The sequence below is a fragment of the Massilia frigida genome, from assembly GCF_011682175.1.
In the GTDB taxonomy this organism is placed as follows: Bacteria; Pseudomonadota; Gammaproteobacteria; order Burkholderiales; family Burkholderiaceae_D; genus Telluria_A; species Telluria_A frigida.
In genome coordinates this window covers 164,106-188,287 of sequence record NZ_WHJG01000005.1, presented here as the reverse complement: position 1 = coordinate 188,287, position 24,182 = coordinate 164,106, and the positions used below count along the sequence as shown (strand labels likewise).

Sequence of the window (24,182 nt, the reverse complement as noted above, 5' to 3'; positions counted from 1 at the left end):
CCTGGGCGAACGGCATTCTAGAGAAGTCCAGCCAGGCTTACCTGGCGTTCAGTCCGCGCCGTTCCAGCAGCGGTTCGATGGTCGCATCGCGGCCGCGGAAGTTGCGGTACATCTGCATGGCATCGAGCGTGCCGCCTTTCGACAGCAGCGTCTTGCGGAAGTGATCGCCATTCTTGCGCGACAAGCCGCCGTTTTCCTTGAACCATTCGACGGTATCGGCGTCCAGCTTTTCACTCCACAGGTAACCGTAATACCCGGCCGAATAACCGCCCGAGAACACGTGCGAGAAGTAGGTGGAGCGGTAGCGTGGGGGCACCGGCGCGAAGTCGACGCCGGCGTCCTTCATCGCGGCCGCTTCAAAGGCCAGCACGTCGGTCGGGATGTGGGCCGCGTCCAGCTGGTGCCAGCGCTGGTCGAGAATGGACGAGGCCAGGTTCTCGGTGGTGCGGTAGCCTTCGTTGAACTGCTTCGACCCGATCACCTTGTCGAGCAATTCCTTGGGCATCGGCTCGCCGGTCTTGTAGTGCTTGGCGTAGTTGCCGAGCACTTCGGGCCAGAGCGACCACATTTCGTTGACCTGCGACGGGAATTCAACGTAGTCGCGCGGCACGGCGGTGCCGGCAAAGCGCGGATAGCTCACGTCCGAAAACATGCTGTGCAGCGCGTGGCCGAATTCGTGGAACAGGGTGCGCAGTTCGTCGTAAGTCAGCAGGGTCGGTTCGCCCGCGGCCGGTTTGGGGATGTTCAGGTGGTTGCCGATGACCGGGCGCGTGCCCATCAGGTGCGACTGCGGCACGTAGGCATTGGCCCAGGCGCCGCCGCGCTTGTTCGCACGCGCGTACAGATCGGCCACGAAGATCGCCAGCGGCTTGCCATCGGCATCGATCACGTCGAACACACGCATGTCGGGGTCGTACACCGGCAAGTCCTTGCGCTCCTTGAAGGTGAGGCCATACAGCTGGCCGGCGGCATAGAACACGCCGTTGGTGAGCACATTGTTCAGTTCAAAATACGGACGCAGCTGGCTCTGGTCGAAATTGAAGCGCTGCGCGCGTACCTTGTCGCTGTAGAAGGCCCAGTCGTGGGCGGCCAGCTGGAAGCCGCCCTTGCCGGCGTCGATCATGGCCTGGATGTCGGCCGCTTCCTTGCGCGCATTGGCCACCGCCGGCTTGACCAGCTCGGCCAGCAGCTTGTTGACGCTGCCGGTATCTTTCGCGGTCTGGTCGTCCAGCACGTAGGCGGCATGGTTCGGATAGCCGAGCAGGGCGGCGCGCTCGGCGCGCAGTGTGGCCAGGCGCAGCACCACGCCGGTATTATCGAACTTGCCGCCGTGGCTGCCGCGCCCCATGGACGCTTCCTGCAGGCGCTGGCGCACGGCGCGGTTGGTCAGCACCGCCATGGCGGCCTGGCCCGTGGTGTTGGTCACCGCGAGCATGAACTTGCCTTCCAGGCCGTTCTGGCTGGCATTCGCGGCCGCCGCATCGATGGCCGCTTCCGGCATGCCATCGAGTTCCGCGCGGCTGTCGACCACCAGCGCGGCAGCCTTGGCCTCGCCCTGCACGTTCTGGCTGAAGGTGGCTTGCAAGGTCGCCAGTTCGGCGTTGTAGGCCTTGAGCTTGCGCTTGTCGGCCGCGTTCAGCCTGGCGCCGGCACGGATGAAATCCTTGTGATAGCGCTCCAGCAGGAACGCCGCTTCGGCGTCGAGCCCGAGCTTGTCGCGCTTGGCGTACAGCGTTTCGATGCGCTCGAACAGTTTCTGGTTCAGGCTGATGGCGTCGCGGTGCGCCGCCGCCTTCGGCGCCAGGGTGAGCTCAAGGGCCTTGATCGCGTCGTTGCTGTTGCCGGCCCCTAAAATGGAGAAGGCCCCGCTGACGCGGTCGAGCAGCGTGCCGGAACGCTCCATCGCCACGATGGTGTTCTCGAACGTGGCCGGCTTGCGGTTATTGGCGATGGCATTGACCTCGGCGGCCTCGCGGCGCATGCCTTCGGCAAAGGCCGGGACGAAATGCTCGATCCGGATCTTGTCGAAGACCGGATAGTTGAAGGGCAAGCTGCTGGCTTTGGCGAACGGGTTGGACGCAGCCAGCGCGGCGCTGGCCGGCGCGGTGAAGGCGGAGCTGGACACGGCCAGGCTGGCCGCGATGATCATCAGTTGGGGACGGTTCATGGTGTTGTGCAAATCGAGGAGGGGAACGGATGGTGCGGCGCCGTCGTTCCGGCGCCAGGGCGGCGCGGAACGACGGTGTGACGGTGATGGCACTGGCTTGGCCAGCGCGGCCTGGTCTTAGTTGACGGTCAGGCCGCGGCGGTTCAGCAAGGGCTCGATCTTCGGATCGCGGCCGCGGAAATGACGGAACAGGTCGAGTGCGTCGACCGTGCCGCCGCGCGAGAGCAAGGTGTTGCGGAAATGGTCGCCATTCTTGCGCAGCAAGCCGCCATTTTCCTTGAACCATTCAACCGTGTCGGCATCCAGCTTTTCGCTCCACAGGTAGGAGTAGTAGCCGGCCGAGTAACCGCCCGAGAAACTATGCGAGAAGTAGGTGGTGCGGTAGCGCGGCGGCACCGGCCCGAAATCGACACCGGCGTCTTTCAGCGCGGCCGCTTCAAAGCCGAGCACGTCGGTCGGAACCTGCGCCGCGCTCAACTGATGCCAGCGCTGGTCCACCAGCGAGGCCGCCAGGTATTCGGTGGTCAGGAAACCCTGGTTGAATTTCTTCGCTTCGATGAACTTGCCCAGCAATTCCTTGGGCATCGCTTCGCCGGTCTTGTAGTGCTTGGCGTAGTTGGCCAGCACTTCCGGGTCGATCATCCACATCTCGTTCACTTGCGAAGGGTACTCGACGAAGTCGCTCGGCACGTTGGTACCGGAGAAACGCGGATATTTCACGTTCGAGAACATGCCGTGCAGCGCGTGGCCGAATTCGTGGAAGGCGGTCTTGACTTCATCGACCGTCAGCAAGGTCGGCTCGCCGGCTGGCGGCTTGGGAATATTGAGGTGGTTGGCAATCACCGGATGCGTGCCCAACAGGCCCGACTGCGGCACATAGGCATTCATCCATGCGCCACCCTGCTTGTTGCTGCGCGCGTACATATCGGCCAGGAAGATGGCCAGCTGCTTGCCGTCGGCATCGAACACGTCGAACACGCGCACGTCCGGGTTATACACCGGCAAGTCCTTGCGTTCCTTGAAGGTCAGGCCGTACAGCTTGCCGGCGGCGAAGAACACGCCGTTGACCAGCACGTTGTCGAGCTCGAAATACGGCTTGAGCTGTTTCTCGTCGAAATTGAAGCGCTGGGCCCGCACCTTGTCGCTGTACATGGCCCAGTCGGCTGCGCCGACCTTGACACCGCCTTTTTCCGCATCGATGACTTTCTGGATATCGTCCGCTTCCTTGCGCGCATTGTTCACGGCAGGCTTGGCCAGTTCGGCCAGCAAGGTGTTGACCACGCCGGTCGTCTTGGCGGTCTGGTCTTCCAGCGAATAGTCGGCGTAGGTCGGGTAGCCGAGCAGGGCGGCGCGTTCGGCGCGCAGCCGGGCCAGCTTGACCACCACCTGGCGGTTGTCGAATTTGCCGCCATGGCTGCCACGCGCCAGCGACGCGGCCATCAGGCGCTCGCGCACCGCGCGGTTGGTCAGCACCGCCAGCGGCGGCTGGCCGCTGGTGTTGACCAGCGCGACCAGGAACTTGCCTTTCAGCTTGCGCTTCGTGGCCGCATCGGCGGCCGCGCTGATTTGCGCATCGCTCATGCCGGCCAGTTCCTCACGGGTATCGACCACCAGCGCCGAGGCGTTGATTTCCCCCAGCAGGTTCTGGGTGAATTTGGTCTGCAGGCTGGCGATTTCGCCGTTGAATTTTTTCAGCTTGTTCTTGTCGGCCGTCGACAACTGGGCGCCGGCGCGCACGAAATCCTTGTGATAGCGCTCCAGCAGGTAGGCCGATTCCGCATCGAGGCCCAGCTCGGCGCGCTTGTCGTACAGCGCCTTGACGCGCTGGTACAGCTTGGCGTTGAGGAAGATCGCGTCGTTATGCGCGGCCATTTTCGGCGACATGGCGCTGTCGATGGCGTCCAGCGTCGGATTGGTGTTGGCGCCCTGCAGGGCGGCGAAGACGGTGGCCACGCGCGTCAGCAACTGGCCCGAACGCTCCATCGCCACCACGGTGTTCTCGAAGCTCGCTGCCTCGGCATGGTTGGCGATGGCATCGATCTCGCGCAACTGCGCGCGCATGCCGGCCTCGTAGGCAGGGCGGAAATGATTATCCTTGATCTTGTCGAAAGCCGGGTACTGGAACGGCAAGGTGCTGGGCTCGGCAAACGGATTCGATGCGGCCAGTGCGCCAGCGGGAGCGGCTGGGGCGGCAAAGGCGGTGGTGGCCAGCGCCAGGCTGGCGGCGACGATAAGCATGTGGGGACGGGTCATGGCATCTTTCACGAGCGCTAATGGAAGCTGCCGACGGATAGCCGGCAGCGCATGAGCGCACGATCATAGCAGCATGCTCACACGCCTGTCATCCGTGAAGATGTATGCATATGCCGGTATGGGCACAGGTATGGACGCGCCAAGCCTAGTAGTGCGGCGGACGGTCGTTGACCGGATTCGGCCCCGACTGGGCATTGTTGCGGATGTGTTCAGCCAGCTTGGCCACCATCGCGTCGAGCTGGTCGATGCGGCGGCCCTGCTGGTACACCATCTGGTTCAGGGATTCGACCAGGTCTTCCTGGTGCGCGAGCTTGATCTCGATATCGACAAAACGGTCTTCCTGGCTCACGGCGGCGTCCTTGGGGGCAAAGCCGCCATTATGCCAGTCCGTGCTCCCAGGCCGGCGGTACCCCCACCAGCGCCAGCGGCGGCGGCGCGTCGGGCGATGCGGGCCCGTCCAGCGTGCTGTGCAATTCGCCCGACATCACCGCCAGCATGGTCTTGATCACCGCGTGAAACGCCTCGACATCGCTGGCGGCGGTCACCGTGGCCAGCATGGTGCGCACCATCGAGGCGGCCAGGGAAGTGCCGTAGCCGGCGATTTCGGACGGGCGGTCGATCGCCAGGGTGAAGTCGGACGCCACCGCCAGCGTATTGCCGATGCGCTGGGCGTCGAGCAAGCCCTGCGGCGTGAGGTTGCCGAGCGCGCCGGACATGATCGACATGGCGGCATTCGCGCGCGAGAGCGCGCCACTGTCGATGGCCTCGCTCCAGAACGCCAGGCCGGCCTCGGCCGGGCTGCGGCCGAGCACGTTCTTGAACACGGCGCTCACAAACTCGGCGGTGCCGTCCGGATACAGCGTATCCGATTCGGGGCTGGCGCTGAAACTGTCGATCAGCTTGTGCAAGCCGGGATTGGTGGCGTAGGCGGCGCTGATGCCGGCGATATCGTGCGGCGCGCCCAGTTTGGCCAGCTGGTCCTGGAAGCTCTGCATGCCGGCATAGTCGGCGGCGCGCCCGAAATAGGCCACGTACAGGGCTTGCACGACCGCGTCGTATTCGACGTTGACGGTGCTGTCGCTGAACTTGAAGCGCTCGACATTGGACAGCAGCTGCAAGCCGCCGATGGCGCCGCTCTTGGGCAGCACGGCGTAGCCGCCGGCGCCGGTGGTGATGTTGTAATCGGCCCGCAAGCCGGCAAAACCGACCGTGTCGACGCCGCTGCCGCCGTTGATATCAACCAGCATGATCCATTCCTTCGCTGTTCACGCGCCATCTTGACGCCCGGGTTAACTATACCAGCGTCGGCTCCCAGTTCTGGAAACCGACGCCAACCAGGTCGGCGTGGGTGAGCGGCAGGTCGTCATGCAGGGCGTCGGGCAGGTCGCCGGTGGTACGCGGCGCGCCGCTCATGGCGCCCAGGGTGGCCTTGATGGTGCTCTGGTAGGCGCTCAGGTCGGTGCTGGCGGTGACCGCGTCGAGCATCGCGCGCACCGAGGCGGCCGCCGCCTTGGTGCCGTAACCGGAGACCTCGGCCGCGGTATCGATGGACAGGGTGAAACCCGAGGCCACGGCCAGCTTGTTGTTGATCAGCTTAGCGTCGAGCAAGCCCTGGCTGGTCTTGTTGGCGAGCGCGCCGGACATGATCGACAGCGAGGCATTCGCCTTGGACAAGCCCTGGTGGTCGATCGCATCGGTCCAGAAGCCGAGGCCGGCGGCGGCCGGGGCGCGTCCGAACACGTTCTGGAAGATGCCTTTCACAAACGCGGCGGTATCGCCCGGATACAGGGCGGCCGATTCGGCGCTGCCGGCGAAACTGTCGATCAGCGCATGCAGGCCGGCATCCTTGGTGTAGGCCGCCGCCAGCGCACTCATGTCGCGCGGCGCGCCCAGGGCGGCCAGCTGGCTCTGGAAGCTCTGCATGCCGTTGTAGTCGGCGGCGCGCCCGAAATAACCCACGTACAGGGCTTGCACGACCGCCTCGTAGTCGAGCGACACGGTGCCGTTAGAGAAGTGCAAGGTTTCGATATTGGTCAGCAGGTCATAGCCTTCGTCGCCGGCGTGGTCGGACACCACATAGCCGGCCGCGATGCGGGTCACGTCGTAATTGGCGCGCGGGCCGACGTAGTACGCCATGTCGATGCCGGCGCCGCCATCGATGTCGTCGTCGCCGCCCGCCCCTTCGATCACTTCACCGATATACGTGCCGGTGAGGCGCTCGGCGATGTCGCGCCCGGTGTAGTAAGGCGTGCTGGCGCCCACGCCATAGGTTCCGCCCAGGCCGTCGCGCCCGTACAGCCAGTTGAGCGCGGCGATATCGTAGGGGCTGTAGGTCTGGTAGGGGCCGCCCACCGGATCGTAGGACATCAGGGTGTTGGCGGTGTGGTCATCGTCATAGGGCAGCTTCTTGTCGCCGTCGAAGGGATGCTTCAGGCCCAGCATGTGGCCCAGTTCGTGCAGCAGGGTTTCGTAGCCGGCGCCGCCCGGGCGCAGGTCGGCGTTTTCGGCGCGGAATTCCACATTGTCGAGGTAGACATAGGCCTTGGCGGTGAAATCGCGCACCGTGGTGCCGAAGCTGGGCGGGGTGTAGCTCGTCATCCAGCTGCACAGGCCGGTGGTATCGGTGTCGGCGATATCGATCGCGGCCATGTGGATCTGGGCGCGGCTGCCGTCGGTCGTTTCGGTAAACCCGATCCCGGTCAGCGCGGTGATATACGACAGCGCCGTGCGCGTCGCCATTTGCTGGGCCATTGAAAACGCGGCCTGCCCGCCGCGCGACGCTTCATTGCCGCTGCTCACGGAAAAGGTGTAGCTCAGCGAGCGCGTGCCGGTGCCCAGAAAGTTCCAGCCTGGCCCCGAGCTGAGCAGGGCGTCGATGTTGTTGAAGCCGGATTGGCGGACGATTTCGATATCGGTAACGATGGTCATGCGGATACTCAGGAAAGGGGGTGAATTGGCCGGATTGCGTGCGGCGAGCGCAGGGCGCTCTGGCGGGAAGCAGGCCGATAATCTTACCGGCAATTACCGCAAGTATCTCAAAGGCAAGTATTTACGTCAAACGCAGTTACAAATCAGGCAGGATAGTTTGCCAATAAACCACAAAAAACGGGCGCCTTACCCGGCAAGGGGTAAGGCACCCGTGGTGGCGGTGCCGGGAAATGGCGCGCGTTACAGTAGCGCGTCGATCAGGCCGCCATGCTGCACGCCGACCAGGGCCAGCGCGACCTCGGGCAGCCCGGCCTCGGCCGGCGCGCTATCGAGTTCCATCTTCGCCGATCCGGTCTGGGCGGCGTTGGCCAGCGATGCGAGCGTGCTGGCGATGGTGGCCTGGAAGGCCGCGATATCGGTGCTGGCCGTGACGCTGGCCAGCATGGCGCGCACGGTGGCGGCGGCATTCGCGCCGGCGTAAGACGTCATTTCGACGGGCTGGTCGATGGCCAGGGTGAAGTCCGAGGCGATGGTGATCTTGTTGTTCACCAATTTGGCGTCGAGCAAACCCTGGGTGCTGGTGTTTTCCAGCGCCCCGGCCATGATCGAGAGCGAGGCATTGGCGCGCGACAAGCCATCGTGGTCGATCGCATTGGTCCAGAACGACAGGCCGGCGGCGGCCGGGGCGCGCCCCAGCACGTTCTGGAACACGGCCTTGACGAAGGCGCTGGTGGCGCCCGGGTACAGGGCGGCCGATTCGGCGCTGGCGCCGAAGCTGTCGATCAGGCTGTGCAGTCCGGCATCCGTGGCGTAGGCGGCGGTGACGGCCGAAAACGTCAGCGGCGCGTGCAGGCCGCCCAGCTGGCTCTGGAAGGCTGCCAGGCCGCCGGCATCGGCCGCGCGCCCGAAATAGGCCAGGTACAGCGCCTGCACCACGTCGTCGTATTCGAGCTGGAGGGTGGTGTCGCCGAACTTGATCGACTCTATATTGCGCAGCAAGTCCATGCCGTCGGCGCCGCTCTTGCCGGTGACTACGAAACCGCTGCTGTCGCGCACCACCTCATAGTTGCCGCGCAGGCCAGGGTAGCTGGCCGTGTCGGTGCCGCTGCCGCCATCGATGACATTGTTGCCCGGCGTGGACAACAGCGAATCGTCGCCCGCGGTGCCGGTGACCGCGATCGCCGCCACCGTGCCGAGCGCAAACTGCAAGTGCTTGGGGGCGATGCTGGTGTTGCCGGCCTTGTCGACCGAGCTCACGGTCACGTCGTAGTTGCCGTTGGCCAGGACGCTGCCGCCCAGGCTCCACTTGCCGTCGGCAGCGACCGTGCCTTCGCCGATGAGCTCGCCGGCATTGCTCAGGCGGATCGTGCTGCCCGCTTCGCCGGTGCCGCTGAACATGACGGCGCGGCTGGCCGGGACCACCACGCCGGCGGTCGGCGCCACCGGTGCATGCGTGTCGACGCTGAACACCAGCGCGGCGCTCGGGGCCGAGACATTGTTGGCCGCATCGGTGGCGCGCGCGGTCAGGGACAGGTTGACGCCGTCGGCCAGGGCCGAGGTGGCGACCGACCAGGCGCCATTGGCGCCGGCGGTGGTGCTGGCGACCAGGGTGGCGCCGCTGTACACCTTGACCGTGGCGTTGGCTTCGGCGCTGCCGCTGACCAGCGGCTTGTCGCCGGCCACGTAGCCGTTCGGGTTCTTGCTGACGGTGAGCGTGGGCGCGGCCGGCGCGCCGGTGTCGGCCACCGGCGGGGTGACGACGGGCGGAGCCACCACCGGCGGCGCGACCACCGGCGGGGTCACCACGGGCGGGGTCACCACCGGCGGCGTCACCACCGGCGGGGCCACCACCTGGCTTGCCTGCACGCTACGGTCGTCGAACTTGAGCACTTCGACAGAGCTCAGGGTATCGGTGCCGTCGGCGCCGCTGACGCGCACCTTGCCACCGCCCAGGTCGGTGACCGTGTAGGCCGCGTACTTGCCGCGAAACACGGCGGTATCGGTACCGGCGCCGCCGTTGAGCACATCGTCGCCGCCATCGCCTTCGAGGCGGTCGGCGGCGGCGCTGCCGGTCAGGCTGTCGGCGCGATTGGTGCCGGTGATGAAGCGCCCGCCCCCGGTCGAGTTGATGCCGAGCGCGCCGCGCAGGCCGTCGCCGCCATACAGCCAGTTCAGGGCCGCGATATCGTACTGGCTGAAGTTGGCATACGGACCGCCCTTGCCGGTGTACGACATCAGCGTATTGCTGGTGTTGTCGTCGCCGCCCGGCAGCCTGATGCCGCCATCGAACGGGTGCTTCAAGCCCAGCATATGGCCCAGTTCGTGCAGCAGGATCTCCAGGCCGCCCGAGCCGGGCGCCAGGGTGGCGTTCCCGGGGTCGGCAGCGGCGCTATCGTCCAGATACACATACGCCCCCGCGTAGAAGCTGAGCAGCGTCTCGCCCGAGTTGGAATAACCGGACTTCCAGCTGCACAGGCCCGCCGTGTTCCCGCCCATGTCCTTCGAGCACAGATGGACGTTGGCAGCGGCGCCATTGGCCGTTTCGGCGAACACGATCCCGGTGATCGCGCTCAGCGTCGCCATCGCCGCCCGCGTGCCGGCTTGCTGGCCTGCGCTGAATGCCGTCAGTCCTAGCGCCGCGTCGTTGCCGCGCTCGTTGTGTGAAGCAATCGAAAACGTGTAGAAGATGGTGTTGGCGGCGGGCGTCACAAAGTTCCAGGCGGGTCCACTACTGAGCAGGGAGTCAATGTGGTTCAGGCCGGAGAGGGGGGTGTCGAGATCGGAGATGATTGCCATGCGGGTATGCTCATGTTTGGAATTAGAAATGTTTCCAAACGATGCCCGATGATCAATGTAATGCAACTGGCAGACAGCGCTGGAATGTTGCCGCGTTTTGCTCGACAAGCGCCGCAGTATTCCAAACTTGGGTATTGACGTCAAATATATTTCAAATTTGGCATGTCAGTTTCCCTATTTCCCGGGCAAGCACAAAAAAACGGGCGCCTTACCCGGCAAGGGGTAAGGCGCCCGTGGTGACGCAGCCGCGAAGCGGCCGTGCTTTACAGTACCGCGTCGATCAGGCCGCCATGCTGCACGCCAACCAGGGCGACCAGGGTGTCGGCCGGGCCGGCGCCGCTGTCCACGCTGTCGTGCTGCATCATCCCGCTCCCGGTCTGCCCGCCGATGCCGGTCAGGGTCGCCAGGGTGCTGGCGATGGTGGCCTGGAAGGCCGCGATATCGGTGTTCGCCGTGACGCTGGCGAGCATGCTGCGCACGGTGGCGGCGGCATTGATGCCGACATAGCCGTTCAGTTCGGCGGGATTGTCGATGGCCAGGGTGAAATCCGACGCGATGGTGATCTTGTTGTTGACCAGCTTGGCGTCGAGCACGCCCTGGGTACTGGTGTTTTCCAGCGCGCCGGCCATGATCGAGAGCGAGGCATTGGCGCGCGACAAGCCGGCATTGTCGATCGCATTGGTCCAGAACGACAGGCCGTTGGCGGCCGGGGCGCGTCCGAAGATGTTCTGGAATACGGCCGTGACGAAGGCGCTGGTGGCGCCCGGGTACAAGGCGGCCGATTCCGGGCTGGAACCGAAGCTGTCGATCAGGCTGTGCAGCCCGCTATCGGTGGCATACGCGGCGGTGACGGCCGAGAACGTCAGCGGTGCATGCAGGCCGCCCAGCTGGCTCTGGAAGGCCGACAGGCCGCCCGAATCGGCCGCGCGCCCGAAATAGGCCACGTACAGCGCCTGCACCACGTCGTCGTATTCCAGCTTGAGGGTGGTGTCGCTGAACTTGATCGACTCGACATTGCGCAGCAAGTCCGTGCCGTCGGTGCCGCTGTGGGCGGTGACCACGAAACCGCTGTTGTCGCGCACCACGTCGTAGTTGCCGCGCACGCCGCCGTAGTTGACCGTGTCGGTGCCGGCGCCGCCATCGATGACGTTGTTGCCGGCCGTCGGCAGCAGCACATCGTTGCCGGAAGTGCCGCTGAGCGCGCCCGCCACCCCGACCGAAAACAGCAGGTGGCTGGTGGCGGTGGTGTTGTTGTCGGCCTTGTCGAGCGAACTCACGCTCACGTCGTAGCTGCCGCTGCCCAGCACGGCGGAAGCCACGCTCCAGTGGCCGTCCGATGCGACCGTGGCCTGGGCGATGATGGCGCTGGCATTGGTCAGGCGGATCGTGCTGCCGGCTTCGCCGGTGCCGCTGAACAGGGCCGAGCCGCTGGCGCCGACCACCACGCCGGCGGTCGGCGCCACCGGCGCATGCGTGTCGACGCTGAACAGCAGCGCGGCGCTCGGGGCCGAGACATTGTTGGCGGCATCGGTGGCACGCGCCGTCAGGGACAGGTTGACGGCGTCGGCCAGGGCCGAGGTGGCGACCGAATACGTGCCGTTGGCGCTGGCGGTGGTGGTGGCGACCAGGGTGGCGCCGCTGTACACCTTGACCGTGGCATTGGCTTCGGCGCTGCCGCTGACCAGCGGCTTGTCGCCGGCCACATACCCATTCGCATTCTTGACCAGGCTCACCGTCGGCGCGGCCGGCGCGGTGGTGTCGGCCGGCGGCGGGGTGAACGCCTGCACGCTCTGGTCGTCGAATTTCAGCACTTCGACCGAGGTCAGGGTATCGCTGCCGTCGGCGCCGATGACGCGCACGCTGCCGCCGCCCAGGTCGGTGACGGTGTAGGACGCGTAATTGCCGCGGAACACGGCGGTATCGGTGCCGTTGCCGCCGTTGAGCACATCGTCGCCGCCAACGCCTTCGAAGCGGTCGTTGCCACTGGCGCCGGTCATGGTGTCGGCGAAACTGGTGCCGGTGAGATAGCGGCCGCCGCCGGTCGAATTGATGCCGAGCGCGCCGCCCAAGCCGTCGCCGCCGTACAGCCAGTTCAGGGCCGCGACGTCGTACGGGCTGAAGTTGGAATACGGGCCGCCCTGGCCGGTGTACGACATCAGCGTATTGCTGGTGTTGTCGTCGCCGGTGGGCAAGGTGGCGCTGCCCTCGAAAGGATGCTTCAGGCCCAGCATGTGGCCCAGTTCATGCAGCAGGGTCTGGTAACCGCCACCGCCGGGCGTCAGGTTGGCATTCTCGGCGGAGAACTCGACGTTGTCGAGATAGACATAGGCTTGCGCATCGTAGCTGGTCAAGGTGCTGCCGGAGTAGCCGTAGCTCGAATTCCAGCTGCACAGGCCGCTCACATTATTGCCGCTGATATTCACCGCCGCCAGGTGCACATCGGCCGCCGTGCCGTTGGCCGTTTCGGTGAAGGTGATGCCGGTCAGCGCCGCCAGGGCCGCGAACGCGGTGCGCGCGTTGGCTTGCTGGGAAGCGGAAAAGGCAGTCTGGCCGCCCTGGCTTGCTTCATTGCCGGACGCGACAGAGAAGGTGTACAGGATGGTGTTGCCGGCGGGCGTCAGGTAATTCCAGTCAGGCCCCGTATCGAGCAGGGCATCGATGTGGGTCAGGCCGGAGGTGGGGGTTACGGTGATGTCGGATACGGTCGCCATGCTGTGTGCTCGTCATTGGAAGTGAAGGGAATCCAAACGACGCGCAAGCAGGCCAGGCTGGCGGGCAGGCGGATTTGGAAGGTGGCCGCGCTTGTGCCCGGCCGTGAATTCAGTATTTCAAAGTCGGAAGTTGCCGTCAAACAAAATCTGAATCGTGCGCACAATTTATCGCAAATAAACACCACCGCAGACGATCACATCGTCGCTTGGCTGGCAATACATTGCCTTCGGTTCAATCTTCCCGCTGGGCGGATTGGTGAACTTATATTCTTGCCAAAAAGAAGGATTCTTTTTCGCCATCTCGACCCGTTCGCGCACGAACGCCTTGCCGTCGATATCCTTCAACTCCATCAAATTCTTGCCCAGCATTTTTTGATTGGCGCCGTGCGCGAGCACCACGCCATCGAAGCCGTAGGCCACCATGTACAGGTCGCGGCTGGTGAAGGGCCCATCCTTGCGGTTGATCTCGGTGTAGGTCTTGTCCTTGCCGTTGGCCTTCATGTACGCAATGGTCTTCTTGACCATGGCTTCGGCTTCCGGCCTGGTGGCAAACTCGTCGGCGATGGCGGGCGCGGCCATGGTCCAGGCCAGCATGGCGGCGACGGTGGCGCTGCGCGGTGCGGTAGTGAATGTCGACATGAAATTCCCCCTCGGCAAAGTGCGCCACGGCGCCGCGTCGAAACATGCTAGCGCGCATGTTCAGCGTTGCCGAGCATGACACTACGCGCTATGTTTTCGGTGTTGCAAGCAAGGCTTTCAGGCTGGCCAGGCGATCCTTGGGAGAGACCGTTTCCGCCTCGGTCGGTGCGGCGGTGCCGACGTCGAGCGCCATCTCCTTGATGAAGCGCGACACATCGCAATGAACTTGCTCGCCGGCACGCTTGCGTTTCTTGCACCAAGTGATATACAAGGTGCGCTGGGCGCGCGTGATGCCCACGTACATCAGGCGCCGTTCTTCCTGGATGCGCGCGCCGATGGTTTCCACCGACGCGTCCGGGTCGCCCTTGTGCGGCAAGATGCCCTCTTCCACGCCGACCAGGAAGACGTGCGGAAACTCCAATCCCTTGGAGGCGTGCAGGGTCGACATGCGCACCGCGTCCGGCTCCTCGTCCTTGCCTTCCAACATGGACATCAAGGCCACCATCTGGGTCAGTTCCAGCAGGTTTTTTTCCTCGCCGGATTTATCCTTGCCGCCGCAGCCGCGTTCCTTGAGCCAGTTGGTAAATTCGAGCACATTGAGCCACTTGCTTTGCGCGGCGCGGTCGTCAAAGGTGTCGTACAGATAACTCTCGTAAGCGATTTCCTTCATCATGTCGTCCAGCACGGCGGCCGCGTTCTCGCCGCTGCCGGACGGGCCGGGGCGGCTGGCGCGCGCTTCGAGCTGGTTGATGAAGTTGCAAAATGCGCGCAGCGGCAACAGCTGGCGGTCCGGCAGCTTGGCTTCGATGCCGCCCTTGAAGGTGGCCTCGAACAGCGAGCAATTCCACTGCTTGGAAAACGCGCCCAGCACTTCCAGGGTGGCCATGCCGACCCCGCGCTTGGGCGTGGTGACGGCGCGGATGAAGGCGGGATCGTCGCCCTCGTTGGCGATCAGGCGCAGGTAACTGATGATGTCCTTGATTTCGGCCTTGTCGAAAAAACTCTGGCCGCCGGAAATCGTGTACGGAATGCGTTCCTTGCGCAGGCATTGCTCGATCACGCGCGCCTGGTGGTTGCCGCGGTACAGGATGGCGTAATCGGACCACTTGTTCTTGCGCTGGAAGCGGTCGGACGAAATCATGATCGCCACCTGCTCGGCTTCCTGGTCGTCGGTCTGCATGCCGAGCACCGTGATCGGCTCGCCCAGGCCGTGTTCGGACCACAGGGCTTTTTCGAACAGCTTGGGATTGTTCGAGATGACCGCGTTGGCCGCCTGCAAGATGCGGGTGGTGGAGCGGTAATTCTGTTCCAGCTTGATGACGCGCAAGTCGGGAAAATCGTCGCCCAGGGTTTTCAGGTTTTCCACCGAGGCGCCGCGCCAGGCGTAGATGGCCTGGTCGTCGTCGCCGACGGCGGTGAACATGGGTTTCTTGCCGATGCCCGTGACCAGCAGCTTGACCAGTTCGTACTGGCAGGTGTTGGTATCCTGATACTCGTCCATGAGCAGATAGCGCAGGCGGCGCTGCCACTTGTCGCGGATCGGATCGTTGTTGCGGAACAGTTCCACCGGCAGGCGGATCAGGTCATCGAAATCGACCGCCTGGTAGGCCGCGAGCGTGGCCACGTAGCTGCGGAACACGCGCGCGGCCTGGGCTTCGTCTTCATCCTTGGCGTGCTTGACCGCGTCTTCGGGATCGATCAGGGCGTTTTTCCACAGGGAGATGGAATTCTGGATGCTGCGGATCAGTTGCTTGTCGGTGGTGATGGCCAAATCCTGGACCAGGCCGAAGCAATCGTCGCTGTCCATGATGGAAAAACGGTCTTTCAGACCCACGCCGGCCGCTTCCTGGCGCAGGATTTTCACGCCGAGCGAGTGGAAGGTGGAGACGGTGAGCTGCTTGGCCTGGCGCGGCTGCTTGAGCAGCTTGGCGATGCGCTCCTGCATTTCCAGCGCCGCCTTGTTGGTGAAGGTCAGGGCCGCGATGGTGCGCGGATCGTAGCCGCGGTCTTCGATCAGGTGCGCGATTTTCTGGGTGATCACGCGCGTCTTGCCCGAGCCGGCACCGGCCAGCACCAGGCAAGGGCCGTCAAGATACATGACCGCTTCGCTCTGGGGAACGTTCAGGCCGAAATTGGGGGTGGAGGACATCGGGCGGGGCAATCTGGTGGGGGACGACCGGCCATTGTAACGTACGCCTCATCTGTCGTTCCCGCGCAGGCGGGAACGACGGGGGGACGCTACGGCTTAAAACCCCGACAACACAATCTTCCCGATCGTCCTGCCCGCCTCCAGCGCCGCGTGGGCGCGTGTCAGGTTGGCCGGGTCGATCCTGCCGCCGTTTTCCCCCACCGTGGTGGTCAGCACGCCCGCGTCGACCAGCGCCGCCACTTCATTGAGCAGCTTGTGCTGCTCGATCATGTCGGCCGTGCCGAACATCGAACGGGTGAACATCATCTCGAACACCACCGTCACGCTCTTGGCGAACACCAGGTCCATCGGCAGTGGCCGCTCATTGCGCACGATTGCGCAGATCTTGCCCTGCGGCGCGATCGCCGCCGCCATCGCCGCAAAGTGCGCGTCGATATCGTTCAGGCACAAGATGTAATCCACTTCCGCCAGCCCCAGCGCGGCCAGCTGGGCCGGCATGTCGCCCAGGTGATCGATCACATGGTCGGCCCCGAGCGCCCTGCACCACTGTTCCGACGCCCGGCGCGAGGCCGTTGCAATCACGTTCAGCTTGGCCAGTTTCTTGGCCAGCTGGATCGCGATCGACCCCACCCCGCCCGCGCCGCCGATGATCAGCACCGACTTGCCCTCGTCCGCCCCGCTGCGCGACACGCCCAGGCGCTCGAACAGCGCTTCCCACGCGGTGATGCTGGTCAGCGGCAGCGCGGCGGCGTGCTCCACACTCAGGCTGGCCGGCTTGCGCCCCACGATGCGCTCGTCGACCGCATGAAACTCGCTGTTGGCGCCCGGACGCACCACGCTGCCGGCGTAATACACCGCATCGCCCACCTTGAACAGGGTCGCCTGCGGGCCGACGGCGCTGACGGTACCGGCCACGTCCCAGCCGACCAGGCGCGGTTCGCCATCGTGAGCGGCCGCCTTGCGTTGCTTGAAGTCGACCGGATTGACCGAAATTGCCTCCACTTTCACCACCAGGTCGCGCCCTTGCGGCTGTGGCACAGGCAATTCGACGTCGTGCAGGTTTCCGTTAATGACGGCAATGGCTTTCATGTTGTTTCCTTGTTTGGTTGACAGATGAGCCAGTGTAGACCGTGCCGATTCGATTGATAATTGGCATAATGATTGAATATCTCTTCACCAAAACAGAACAATGAACCTCGACCTGACCGATGTGGCGCTATTCGTGCGGGTCTGCGCCACCCGCAACCTGTCCGCTGCGGGGCGCGAGTTCAGCCTGTCGCCAGCGGCCTCCAGCGCACGCATGGCCCAGCTGGAACGCCAGCTCGGCGCGCGCCTGCTGCACCGCACCACGCGCCAGATCGCCCTGACCCAGGATGGCGAAACCTTCCTCGAACGCGCCGTGGCCCTGCTCGACGCCGCCGAGCAGGCGCGCGCCTCGGTCGGGGCCGGGCGCGAGCCGCAGGGTTTATTGCGGGTGGCGGCCTCGGTCTCGTTCGGACGCCTGCACCTGATGCCGTGGCTGCCCGCCTTCATGGAACGCTATCCCGGCCTGCAGCTCGACCTGCGCCTGTCGGACCGGGTGATCGACCTGGCCGCCAACGGCATCGACGTCACCATCCGCAACGGACCGCTGCACGATTCGGCCCTGATCGCGCGCGTGCTGGCGCCCAGCCGCCTGCTGCTGGTGGCCTCGCCCGCCTACCTGGCGCGGCACGGCACGCCGCAGCGCCCGCAGGAACTGGCCGATCACCAGTGCCTGGTGCTGGAAGGGGTCAATCCATGGAATTTCAGGGATGCCGACGGTAGCCTGATCAGCGTGCGGGTGGGAGGAAGGATGCGCAGCGATAACGGCGAAGCGATGCGCGACGCTGCCCTGGCCGGGCTGGGGATCGCGCTGCAATCGACCTGGGCGGTGTACCAGCAGCTCAAGAGTGGCGCGCTGGTACCGCTGCTGGCGGCGTATCCGATGGCCTTGAATTCGGTGGTGTCGGCCCAGTACCTGAACCGCAATTTCCTGCCGCCCAAGACGCAAGCCTTCATCGATTATTTCGCCGCACGCTTCGGCCCCGCCCCGTACTGGGACGAGGGCTTGCCGGGGATAGGCAATTAAGTGGTGACCTTGTTGTCCTGGCACAGGGCGTTGAGCAGGCGCAGCTGTTCATGCTGCATCTCGACCAGCTGCAGCTTGAAGGCATCCATTTTTTCGTGCAGGGCGATGATTTCCAGCTCGGCCTTGAGGTTGATCTCGTAATCGTTCTGGGCGTTCAGGCGGTCGATTTCGCCCTGGCGGTTCTGCGACATCAGGATCACCGGCGCCTGGATCGAGGCCAGCATCGACAGGAACAGGTTCAGCAGGATGTAGGGGAAAGGGTCGAACGGCTTGGCGCCGCCGCGCGTGAGCAGGAAGGAATTGAGCACCACCCAGGACACCAGCACCAGCGCGAACAGCATGATGAAGGTCCAGGAACCACCGAAGCGCGCCACGGCGTCGGCCGCGCGCTGGCCGAAGGTGGCGTCGTCCTCCGGATCGGGTTGGCTGGGGGTCAGTGCGCGCCGTTCGGCGATGTGCTTGGCCACGGTATCGTCGCTGCGTTTTTGCAGCGCTTCGATGTGCGCCAGATAGTCCTTGCGGGTGGTCCTCATGCTGTGTTCTTCACTGGTGGTGCGGACGGATTGTCTGCTCGATAAGCAGTGTATCCGCAAGTCACTTTCCAGCGCGCACAGATCGCTTGCGTTACCATCCCGGTATCCGGGCTGCAATGCCCTTCACCGACGAGTTAAAGCACCATGAAATTTGAACATCTGATTGAAATTAACGATCCCCTGAATCCGCTGATCGACACCCTCACGCGCGAGCAGCTGTGGCGCGGGCTGGTGCTGTGCGCGGAAATGCCCATGCTGTTCGTGCCGCATTTGGACGAGTGCACGATCGACGAGCGCGACAGCGGCAGCTTCCGCCGCAGCCGGCGCTTCGGCGAACTGGTGGTGATCGACCGCGTGCTGCTCACGCCGCTGCAAGAGGTACGCTACGAGGTGCCCGAGCAGGGCGAGATTGCCGCGTCGAGCCTGACCGTGACGATTGAGACGCCGGCCGAGCACACCATGTTCGTGCGCTTCAAGTACGACGACGGGCACGATGCCGAGACCGACAAGGCCAATGCCATGTACGACGAATACAAGAAGTCGGCCTACCAGGAAGCCGATATCGACACGATCCGCATCGTGCGCGAGATGGCGGGCGCGGGGCGGCTCGACGCCAGTTACCTGAACTAAGCCAGGCCGGCGCCACCGAAACATGTCTTCACCGGGGTCAGACCCCTCACTGGCAACACCGGGCGATACCGGGCAACACCGGGGTCAGACCCCTCACTGAAAAACCGGGGTCTGACCCCTCGGCCGCCGGCCAGGAAACACCCGCCTTCGCGCTTACACGCCGGGGGTGTTGTCCGGCGCGCTGCTCGCTTTCGGGGCGCCTTTTTCCAGCTCCGCCGCCAGGTCGCGCAGGGCGGTGCGCACGCCTTCTTCGATCACCGGATGGTAGAACGGCATGTCCAGCATCTGCGCCACCGTCAGGCGCGCCTGGCAGGCCCAGGCCAGCAGGTGGCCCAGGTTCTCGGCGCGCGGCCCGATCATCTCGGCGCCCAGGAAACGGCAGGTGCCGTACTCGCCGTACACCCGCAGCATGCCGTGGTTTTGCAGCATCACCCGGCTGCGGCCCTGGTTCTCGAACGATACCTTGCCGATTGCGAACTTGGGCTTGCCTTCGGCGCACAGTTCCTGGTAACTCGCGCCCAGGGTGGCGATCTGCGGCTCGGTGAAGGCAATCGTCAGCGGCGTGCGGCGCAGGCCGGGACGCACGTCGGGATAGCGGCCGGCATTGTCGCCCGCGATCTTGCCGTGGTCGGCCGCTTCCGGCAACACCGGGCGCTCGTTGTTGGCGTCGCCGGCGATGAAAATGTGGCTGGTGCCGCACTGCATGGTGGTGGCGTCGAACAGGGGAATGCCGCGCTCATCCAGTTCCAGGCCGGTGGTTTCGATGCCGATCTGGTCGACGTTGGGCGTGCGCCCGGCCGCCACCAGCACATACGCGAAGCGGTCGGTATGCTCGGCGCCGGCGGCGTCGCGCGTGACCAGCACCACTTCCTCGCCCTGCTGTTCGGCGCTGACGATGCGCTGCTGGAAGCGCAGGTCGAGCTCGCGCGCCAGGGCCTTGGCGGCCACGTGCAGCACTTCCGGGTCGCTCAGCTGCGCCACGCTGCCGCCGCGCGCGAATACGCTCACGCGCACGCCCAAGCGATGCAGGGCCTGGCCCAGTTCGAGGCCGATCACGCCGGTACCGATCACCGCCACGGAGGCGGGCAGGTCGGTCCAGTCGAACACATCGTCGCTGACGATGACGCGCTCGCCCACATCCTTGAGCTGAGGCAGCATGACCGGGGTGGAACCGCTGGCGATGACCACGCGCGCGGCCTCGATGCTGGTGTGCTGGTCCACCTGCAGCGATTGCGGTCCGGTGAAGCGGGCGTGGCCGCGCAGCTTGTCGTGGTCGGGGATGCTATCGACGCTCTCGAGCACGAAGCCGACGAAGCGGTCGCGTTCGCTGCGCACGCGCGCCATCACGGCCTTGCCATCGATGCGGACGGGGCCCGGATGCACGCCGAACCGGGGCGCCAGCGCCAGCATGTGGGCCGCCTCGCTGGCGGCGATCAGCAGCTTGCTGGGCATGCAGCCGACGCGGGCGCAGGTCGTGCCGTAGGGGCCGCTTTCGATGAGGACCGCGGTTTTCCCCTGGGCGCGCGCGGCGCGGTAGGCGGAAAGACCCGCGGTACCGGTACCGATGACGGCGACATCGACGTGTAACTTGTTCATGGCGGACTCTTCTTCAACTTGAGGTACAACATGGGATGCGGGCGGGTGCCGTTTTCAGGCGTCAACGATACGCCAATTTTCACTTTACCGTGGCGCATCGCTGTTGCGCGTTGGCAGCACTGGCCTAAGCGTATTAGTATTGCTCATCAAATCACCATGGAACAGCGCTACTGATGAGTAATCTCGACTATCGCGGCCTGGCCGTGCTCGACGCGGTGGCGGCGAGCGGCAGTTTCGACAAGGCAGCGCTGCTGCTGGGAATGAGCCAGTCGGCGGTATCGCAGCGCATCAAGGCGCTGGAAGACGCGTGCGGGCGCCTGCTGGTGGTGCGCGGCACGCCCTCGGTGCCGACCGGGCTGGGGCAGCGGCTGGTGGTGCATTTCCGCCACGTCAAACTGATGGAAGCGGCGCTCGACATCGACCTCGGGCGCGACACCAGCCTGCCGGCGCTGGCCCTGGCGCTGGACGCCGACAGCCTTGCGACCTGGTTCGCGCATGCGCTGCCGCCGCTACTGGCGCCGCCGCGCTGCCAGTTCGATATCCAGCTGGCCGACGGCGAGCGCGCGCTGCGGCTGGTGCGCGAAGGCGCCGTGTTCGCCTGCGTGGCCGAGACCGACGAGGTCGGCGGCGACGCGGCCGGCACCACGTCCACGCCGCTGGGGCTGCTGCGCTACACCTGCGTTGCCACGCCCGCGTTTGCGGGGCACTGGTTCGGCGACGGCTTCATTGCCGAGGCGGTGGCGCTGGCGCCGGCGGTGGTCAGCGAGCGCAAGCAACTGGCGCGCTTCCTGGCGCAGGAATTCGAGGGCGAGGTGGTGTTCCCGCACCACACCATGCCGGTCTCGCCGGCGCTGGAAAACTGCATCCTGCACGGCGTGGCGTACGGCCTGATGCCCGAGCTGAGCGCGCTGAGCCGGATTGCCTCGGGCCAACTGATTGATCTGGCGCCGGGGCGGACCTGGAGCACGGCGCTCTCGTGGCACGCCTGGAACATCGACACCCCCTTCACGCACGCCCTGACCGAGCACATCGTCACCAGCGCCCGCCGCTACCTGCCCCAGCCCACACCGGGGTCTGACCTCTGATTAGCAATTTATTGCTCAGCAGCCCCAAACGCTTAACCGGGGTCAGAGCTCTGACTAGCAATTAGTTTCGCGGTAGAACAAATCGCCGGGTAAACCAGACGGCTCCTGAGCCAAAGCTGCCCTACAGACTTCAAAGTCATCGAAACCGTCGTGAAAGACCATCAAATTTGCAACCACCAACATTTTTGTTGCTAGTCAGAGCTCTGACCCCGGTGTGGGAACTTGCATAACCGGGGTCAGAGTTCTGACTAGCAATTAGTTTCTGTGTGAAACAAATCGACGGATAAACCAGCCGGCTCCTGCGCAAAGCTAGCCTACAGACTTCAGAGTCGTCGAAACCGTCGTGAAAAACCATCACCTTTGCAACCACCAACATTTTTGTTGCTAGTCAGAGCTCTGACCCCGGTGTGGAATTGCTAATCAGAGGTCAGACCCCGGTTGGGGGGAAGTTGCTTCAGATATCGAGGGGGTCGACTTCGAGCGACCATTTGACGCGGCTTTTCATGGCGCGCAACAGGGCCAGCCATTCTTTGAGGAAGGCTTGCAGCGCCGGCCGCGAGGGACTTTCGACCAGCAGCTGCGCACGGTCGACGTTGTGCACGCGCGTCATCGTCATCGGGATCGGGTCGTTCAGCGTAATGCCGTCAAATACCAGCGCGTCGCGCGCACTCTCTAAAAAACCAATCGCCGTTTCCAGCTCGGGCGCCTCGGCCCGCAACAGGGCCTGGTACAGATACGGCGGCAGCGCAGCCTGGCGCCGCTCCGCCAGCAAATCAGTGGCGAAACGGTCGTAGTCGTGGTTCACCACCGCCGAATACAGCGGATGGCTGGCGTAACGTGTCTGGATCAGCACTTCGCTCACGCTGCCGCCCTCCGTGCGCGCCGCCCTGCCCGCGCGCCCGGCCACTTGCATCAGCTGCGCGAACAGGCGCTCGCTGGCCCGGTAATCCTGCGAAAACAACGCCGTGTCGGGATTGAGAATCCCCACCAAGGTCAGTTTCTTGAAGTCGTGCCCCTTGGCGACCATCTGGGTGCCGATCAAAATATCGACTTCGCCCCGGTGCACCGTGTCGAACGCGGCCTGCGCACTGCCCTTGAGGCGCGTGGAGTCGGCGTCGATGCGCAAAATGCGCGCCTGCGGAAAAACCTGCTGCAAGCCTTCTTCGACCCGCTGGGTGCCGCGCCCGAGCGGTTGCAGGTCGACGTTGCCGCAGGTCAGGCAGTGGCGCGGAATGCGCAGCTCCAGGCTGCAGTGGTGGCAACGCAGCCGGTGCTCGGGCTTGTGCAGCACCATGAAGGAGGTGCAGCGGGTGCAGTTGCTGATCCAGCCGCACGATTCGCAACAGATCACGGGCGCGTACCCACGCCGGTTCAGGAACAGCAGCGATTGTTCGCCGCGCTCCAGGCGCTGGCGCAGCGCCGCCATGAGATGGGAGGTGATGCCGTCGACCGGTTTGTCGCGCTCCATGTCGAGCAACTTCACGCGCGGCAGCACCGCATCCTTGACGGCGCGCTCGCGCAGTTCGAGCTTGCGATAGCGCCCGGAGCCAGCATGATGCCAGCTCTCCAGCGAGGGCGTGGCCGATCCGAGCACGATCGGAATGCCCAGCTGGCGCGCGCGCCACACCGCCAGGTCGCGCGCCGAATAGCGCAGCCCTTCCTGCTGTTTGTACGAGGGGTCGTGCTCTTCGTCGATGACGATCAGCTTCAGCTGCGGCAGCGATGCCAGGATCGCCAGGCGCGTGCCGAGGATGATGCGGGCCTGCCCCTGGTGCGCGGCCAGCCAGTGCAGCATGCGCTCGCCCTCGGACAGGCTGCTGTGCAAGGTGGCCAGCATCACGCCGGGAAAGCGCGCGCGGATATTGCCTTCCAGCTGAGGCGTGAGGTTGATCTCGGGGACCAGGATCAGGATCTGGCCACCCTCTTCGCGCGCCAGTACCTCGGCGCAGGCCTGCAGATAGACTTCGGTCTTGCCGCTGCCGGTCACGCCGTACAGCAGGATCGGGGTGAAGCCCTGCGCGCCGCCGATGGCGTCGGCCGCTTCCTGCTGCGCGCCGTTCAGCAGCGGCATGTCGAGCGGGGTGTGGTCGTGCGCCGGCGCGCTCTTGGCCAGCTTTTTCAGGGCGCGCTCCAGCGCCACGGTGGTGAGCACGCGCAGGTTCTTGGGCAGCCCGGGCAAGGCCACTTCGCCAAGCGGACGCTGATAGTAGTCGGCGGCGAACGCCGCCAGCGCGATCCATTGCGGCGCCAGGGGAGAAAGCTGGCTGCGCACGGCCAATGCATCTTTGAGCTTGTCGGCCGGGACCTCGGTGTGGTGTTTGACCGCGACGATGAGCCCGACTACCTCGCGGCGGCCAAAGCTGACCAGCGCCAGCTGGCCCACCAGCGGCTCCTCGCCGGCGGCGCACGGCCAGCGGTAATCGAAGCAGCTGGTGAGCGGCGTGTCGAGCGCGATGTTGAGAATGCAGTACGCCATCAGGGTCGGTGTCGGTCGGGGTCGGCGGGTGTCAAAAAGAGGATCGTCAGGGATGTCCAGGACATCGTTTCAAGCAGCTTCAGCTTGTGGACAACTTTGTGGACAAACA

Annotated in this window: 16 protein-coding genes; 3 read left to right on the top strand and 13 right to left on the bottom strand. The window is 64.9% G+C overall.

What is annotated here, in order from left to right; all coding sequences use genetic code 11:
- Positions 1-37: 37 nt before the first annotated feature.
- The 10 genes from F2P44_RS07450 to F2P44_RS07405 all read right to left on the bottom strand — a co-directional run bounded on the left by F2P44_RS07450 (position 38) and on the right by F2P44_RS07405 (position 16,732).
- Positions 38-2,167: a M3 family metallopeptidase gene (locus F2P44_RS07450; protein ID WP_167086072.1), complete on the bottom strand. Its 2,130-nt coding sequence runs from the start codon at positions 2,165-2,167 to the stop codon at positions 38-40.
- A 117-nt stretch (positions 2,168-2,284) separates the two neighbouring features.
- Positions 2,285-4,420, bottom strand: coding sequence for a M3 family metallopeptidase (locus tag F2P44_RS07445; RefSeq protein WP_229423432.1), 2,136 nt, complete (start codon positions 4,418-4,420; stop codon positions 2,285-2,287).
- A 145-nt stretch (positions 4,421-4,565) separates the two neighbouring features.
- Positions 4,566-4,769: a SlyX family protein gene (locus F2P44_RS07440; protein ID WP_167086071.1), complete on the bottom strand. Its 204-nt coding sequence runs from the start codon at positions 4,767-4,769 to the stop codon at positions 4,566-4,568.
- A 28-nt stretch (positions 4,770-4,797) separates the two neighbouring features.
- Positions 4,798-5,667 (bottom strand): DUF4214 domain-containing protein, encoded by an 870-nt coding sequence (locus F2P44_RS07435; RefSeq protein ID WP_167086070.1) that lies wholly within the window; start codon positions 5,665-5,667, stop codon positions 4,798-4,800.
- 46 nt (positions 5,668-5,713) lie between these two features.
- Positions 5,714-7,348, bottom strand: a complete 1,635-nt coding sequence (locus tag F2P44_RS07430) for a DUF4214 domain-containing protein (RefSeq protein ID WP_167086069.1) — start codon at positions 7,346-7,348, stop codon at positions 5,714-5,716.
- A 240-nt stretch (positions 7,349-7,588) separates the two neighbouring features.
- Positions 7,589-10,144 carry an Ig-like domain-containing protein gene (locus F2P44_RS07425; RefSeq protein ID WP_167086068.1) on the bottom strand — a complete coding sequence of 852 codons (2,556 nt, stop codon included), beginning with the start codon at positions 10,142-10,144 and terminating at the stop codon, positions 7,589-7,591.
- A gap of 263 nt (positions 10,145-10,407) precedes the next feature.
- Complete coding sequence (locus tag F2P44_RS07420; RefSeq protein ID WP_167086067.1) at positions 10,408-12,855, bottom strand: Ig-like domain-containing protein; 2,448 nt, start codon at positions 12,853-12,855, stop codon at positions 10,408-10,410.
- A 165-nt stretch (positions 12,856-13,020) separates the two neighbouring features.
- A complete protein-coding gene (locus F2P44_RS07415) occupies positions 13,021-13,494 on the bottom strand; it encodes a cache domain-containing protein (RefSeq protein WP_229423431.1) in 474 nt (157 codons plus the stop codon).
- Between the two features lie 88 nt (positions 13,495-13,582).
- Positions 13,583-15,643 carry a UvrD-helicase domain-containing protein gene (locus tag F2P44_RS07410; RefSeq protein ID WP_167086066.1) on the bottom strand — a complete coding sequence of 687 codons (2,061 nt, stop codon included), beginning with the start codon at positions 15,641-15,643 and terminating at the stop codon, positions 13,583-13,585.
- A 96-nt stretch (positions 15,644-15,739) separates the two neighbouring features.
- The gene (locus F2P44_RS07405) at positions 15,740-16,732 is read right to left on the bottom strand and encodes a zinc-binding alcohol dehydrogenase family protein (protein WP_167086065.1); all 993 of its coding nucleotides are present in this window, start codon (positions 16,730-16,732) and stop codon (positions 15,740-15,742) included.
- Between the two features lie 100 nt (positions 16,733-16,832).
- Between F2P44_RS07405 and F2P44_RS07400 the strand changes: the two genes are divergently transcribed.
- Positions 16,833-17,753, top strand: coding sequence for a LysR family transcriptional regulator (locus F2P44_RS07400; RefSeq protein ID WP_167086064.1), 921 nt, complete (start codon positions 16,833-16,835; stop codon positions 17,751-17,753).
- Here F2P44_RS07400 and F2P44_RS07395 read toward each other — a convergent pair.
- Positions 17,750-18,286 carry a DUF1003 domain-containing protein gene (locus F2P44_RS07395; RefSeq protein ID WP_167086063.1) on the bottom strand — a complete coding sequence of 179 codons (537 nt, stop codon included), beginning with the start codon at positions 18,284-18,286 and terminating at the stop codon, positions 17,750-17,752. The two genes, F2P44_RS07400 and F2P44_RS07395, sit on opposite strands and share 4 nt — an antisense overlap.
- Positions 18,287-18,430: 144 nt before the next feature.
- On the opposite strand from F2P44_RS07395, the gene F2P44_RS07390 reads away from it, so the two are divergent.
- Entirely contained in the window at positions 18,431-18,916 is a 486-nt protein-coding gene (locus F2P44_RS07390; RefSeq protein ID WP_167086062.1) for an SRPBCC family protein, read from the top strand.
- A 153-nt stretch (positions 18,917-19,069) separates the two neighbouring features.
- Here F2P44_RS07390 and F2P44_RS07385 read toward each other — a convergent pair whose 3' ends face one another.
- Positions 19,070-20,512, bottom strand: a complete 1,443-nt coding sequence (locus F2P44_RS07385) for a dihydrolipoyl dehydrogenase (protein ID WP_167086061.1) — start codon at positions 20,510-20,512, stop codon at positions 19,070-19,072.
- A 173-nt stretch (positions 20,513-20,685) separates the two neighbouring features.
- Between F2P44_RS07385 and F2P44_RS07380 the strand changes: the two genes are divergently transcribed.
- A complete protein-coding gene (locus F2P44_RS07380) occupies positions 20,686-21,597 on the top strand; it encodes an ArgP/LysG family DNA-binding transcriptional regulator (RefSeq protein WP_167086060.1) in 912 nt (303 codons plus the stop codon).
- 454 nt (positions 21,598-22,051) lie between these two features.
- Here F2P44_RS07380 and F2P44_RS07375 read toward each other — a convergent pair whose 3' ends face one another.
- On the bottom strand, positions 22,052-24,073 hold the full coding sequence (locus F2P44_RS07375; protein ID WP_167086059.1) for a primosomal protein N': 2,022 nt from the start codon (positions 24,071-24,073) through the stop codon (positions 22,052-22,054).
- Positions 24,074-24,182 lie beyond the last annotated feature (109 nt).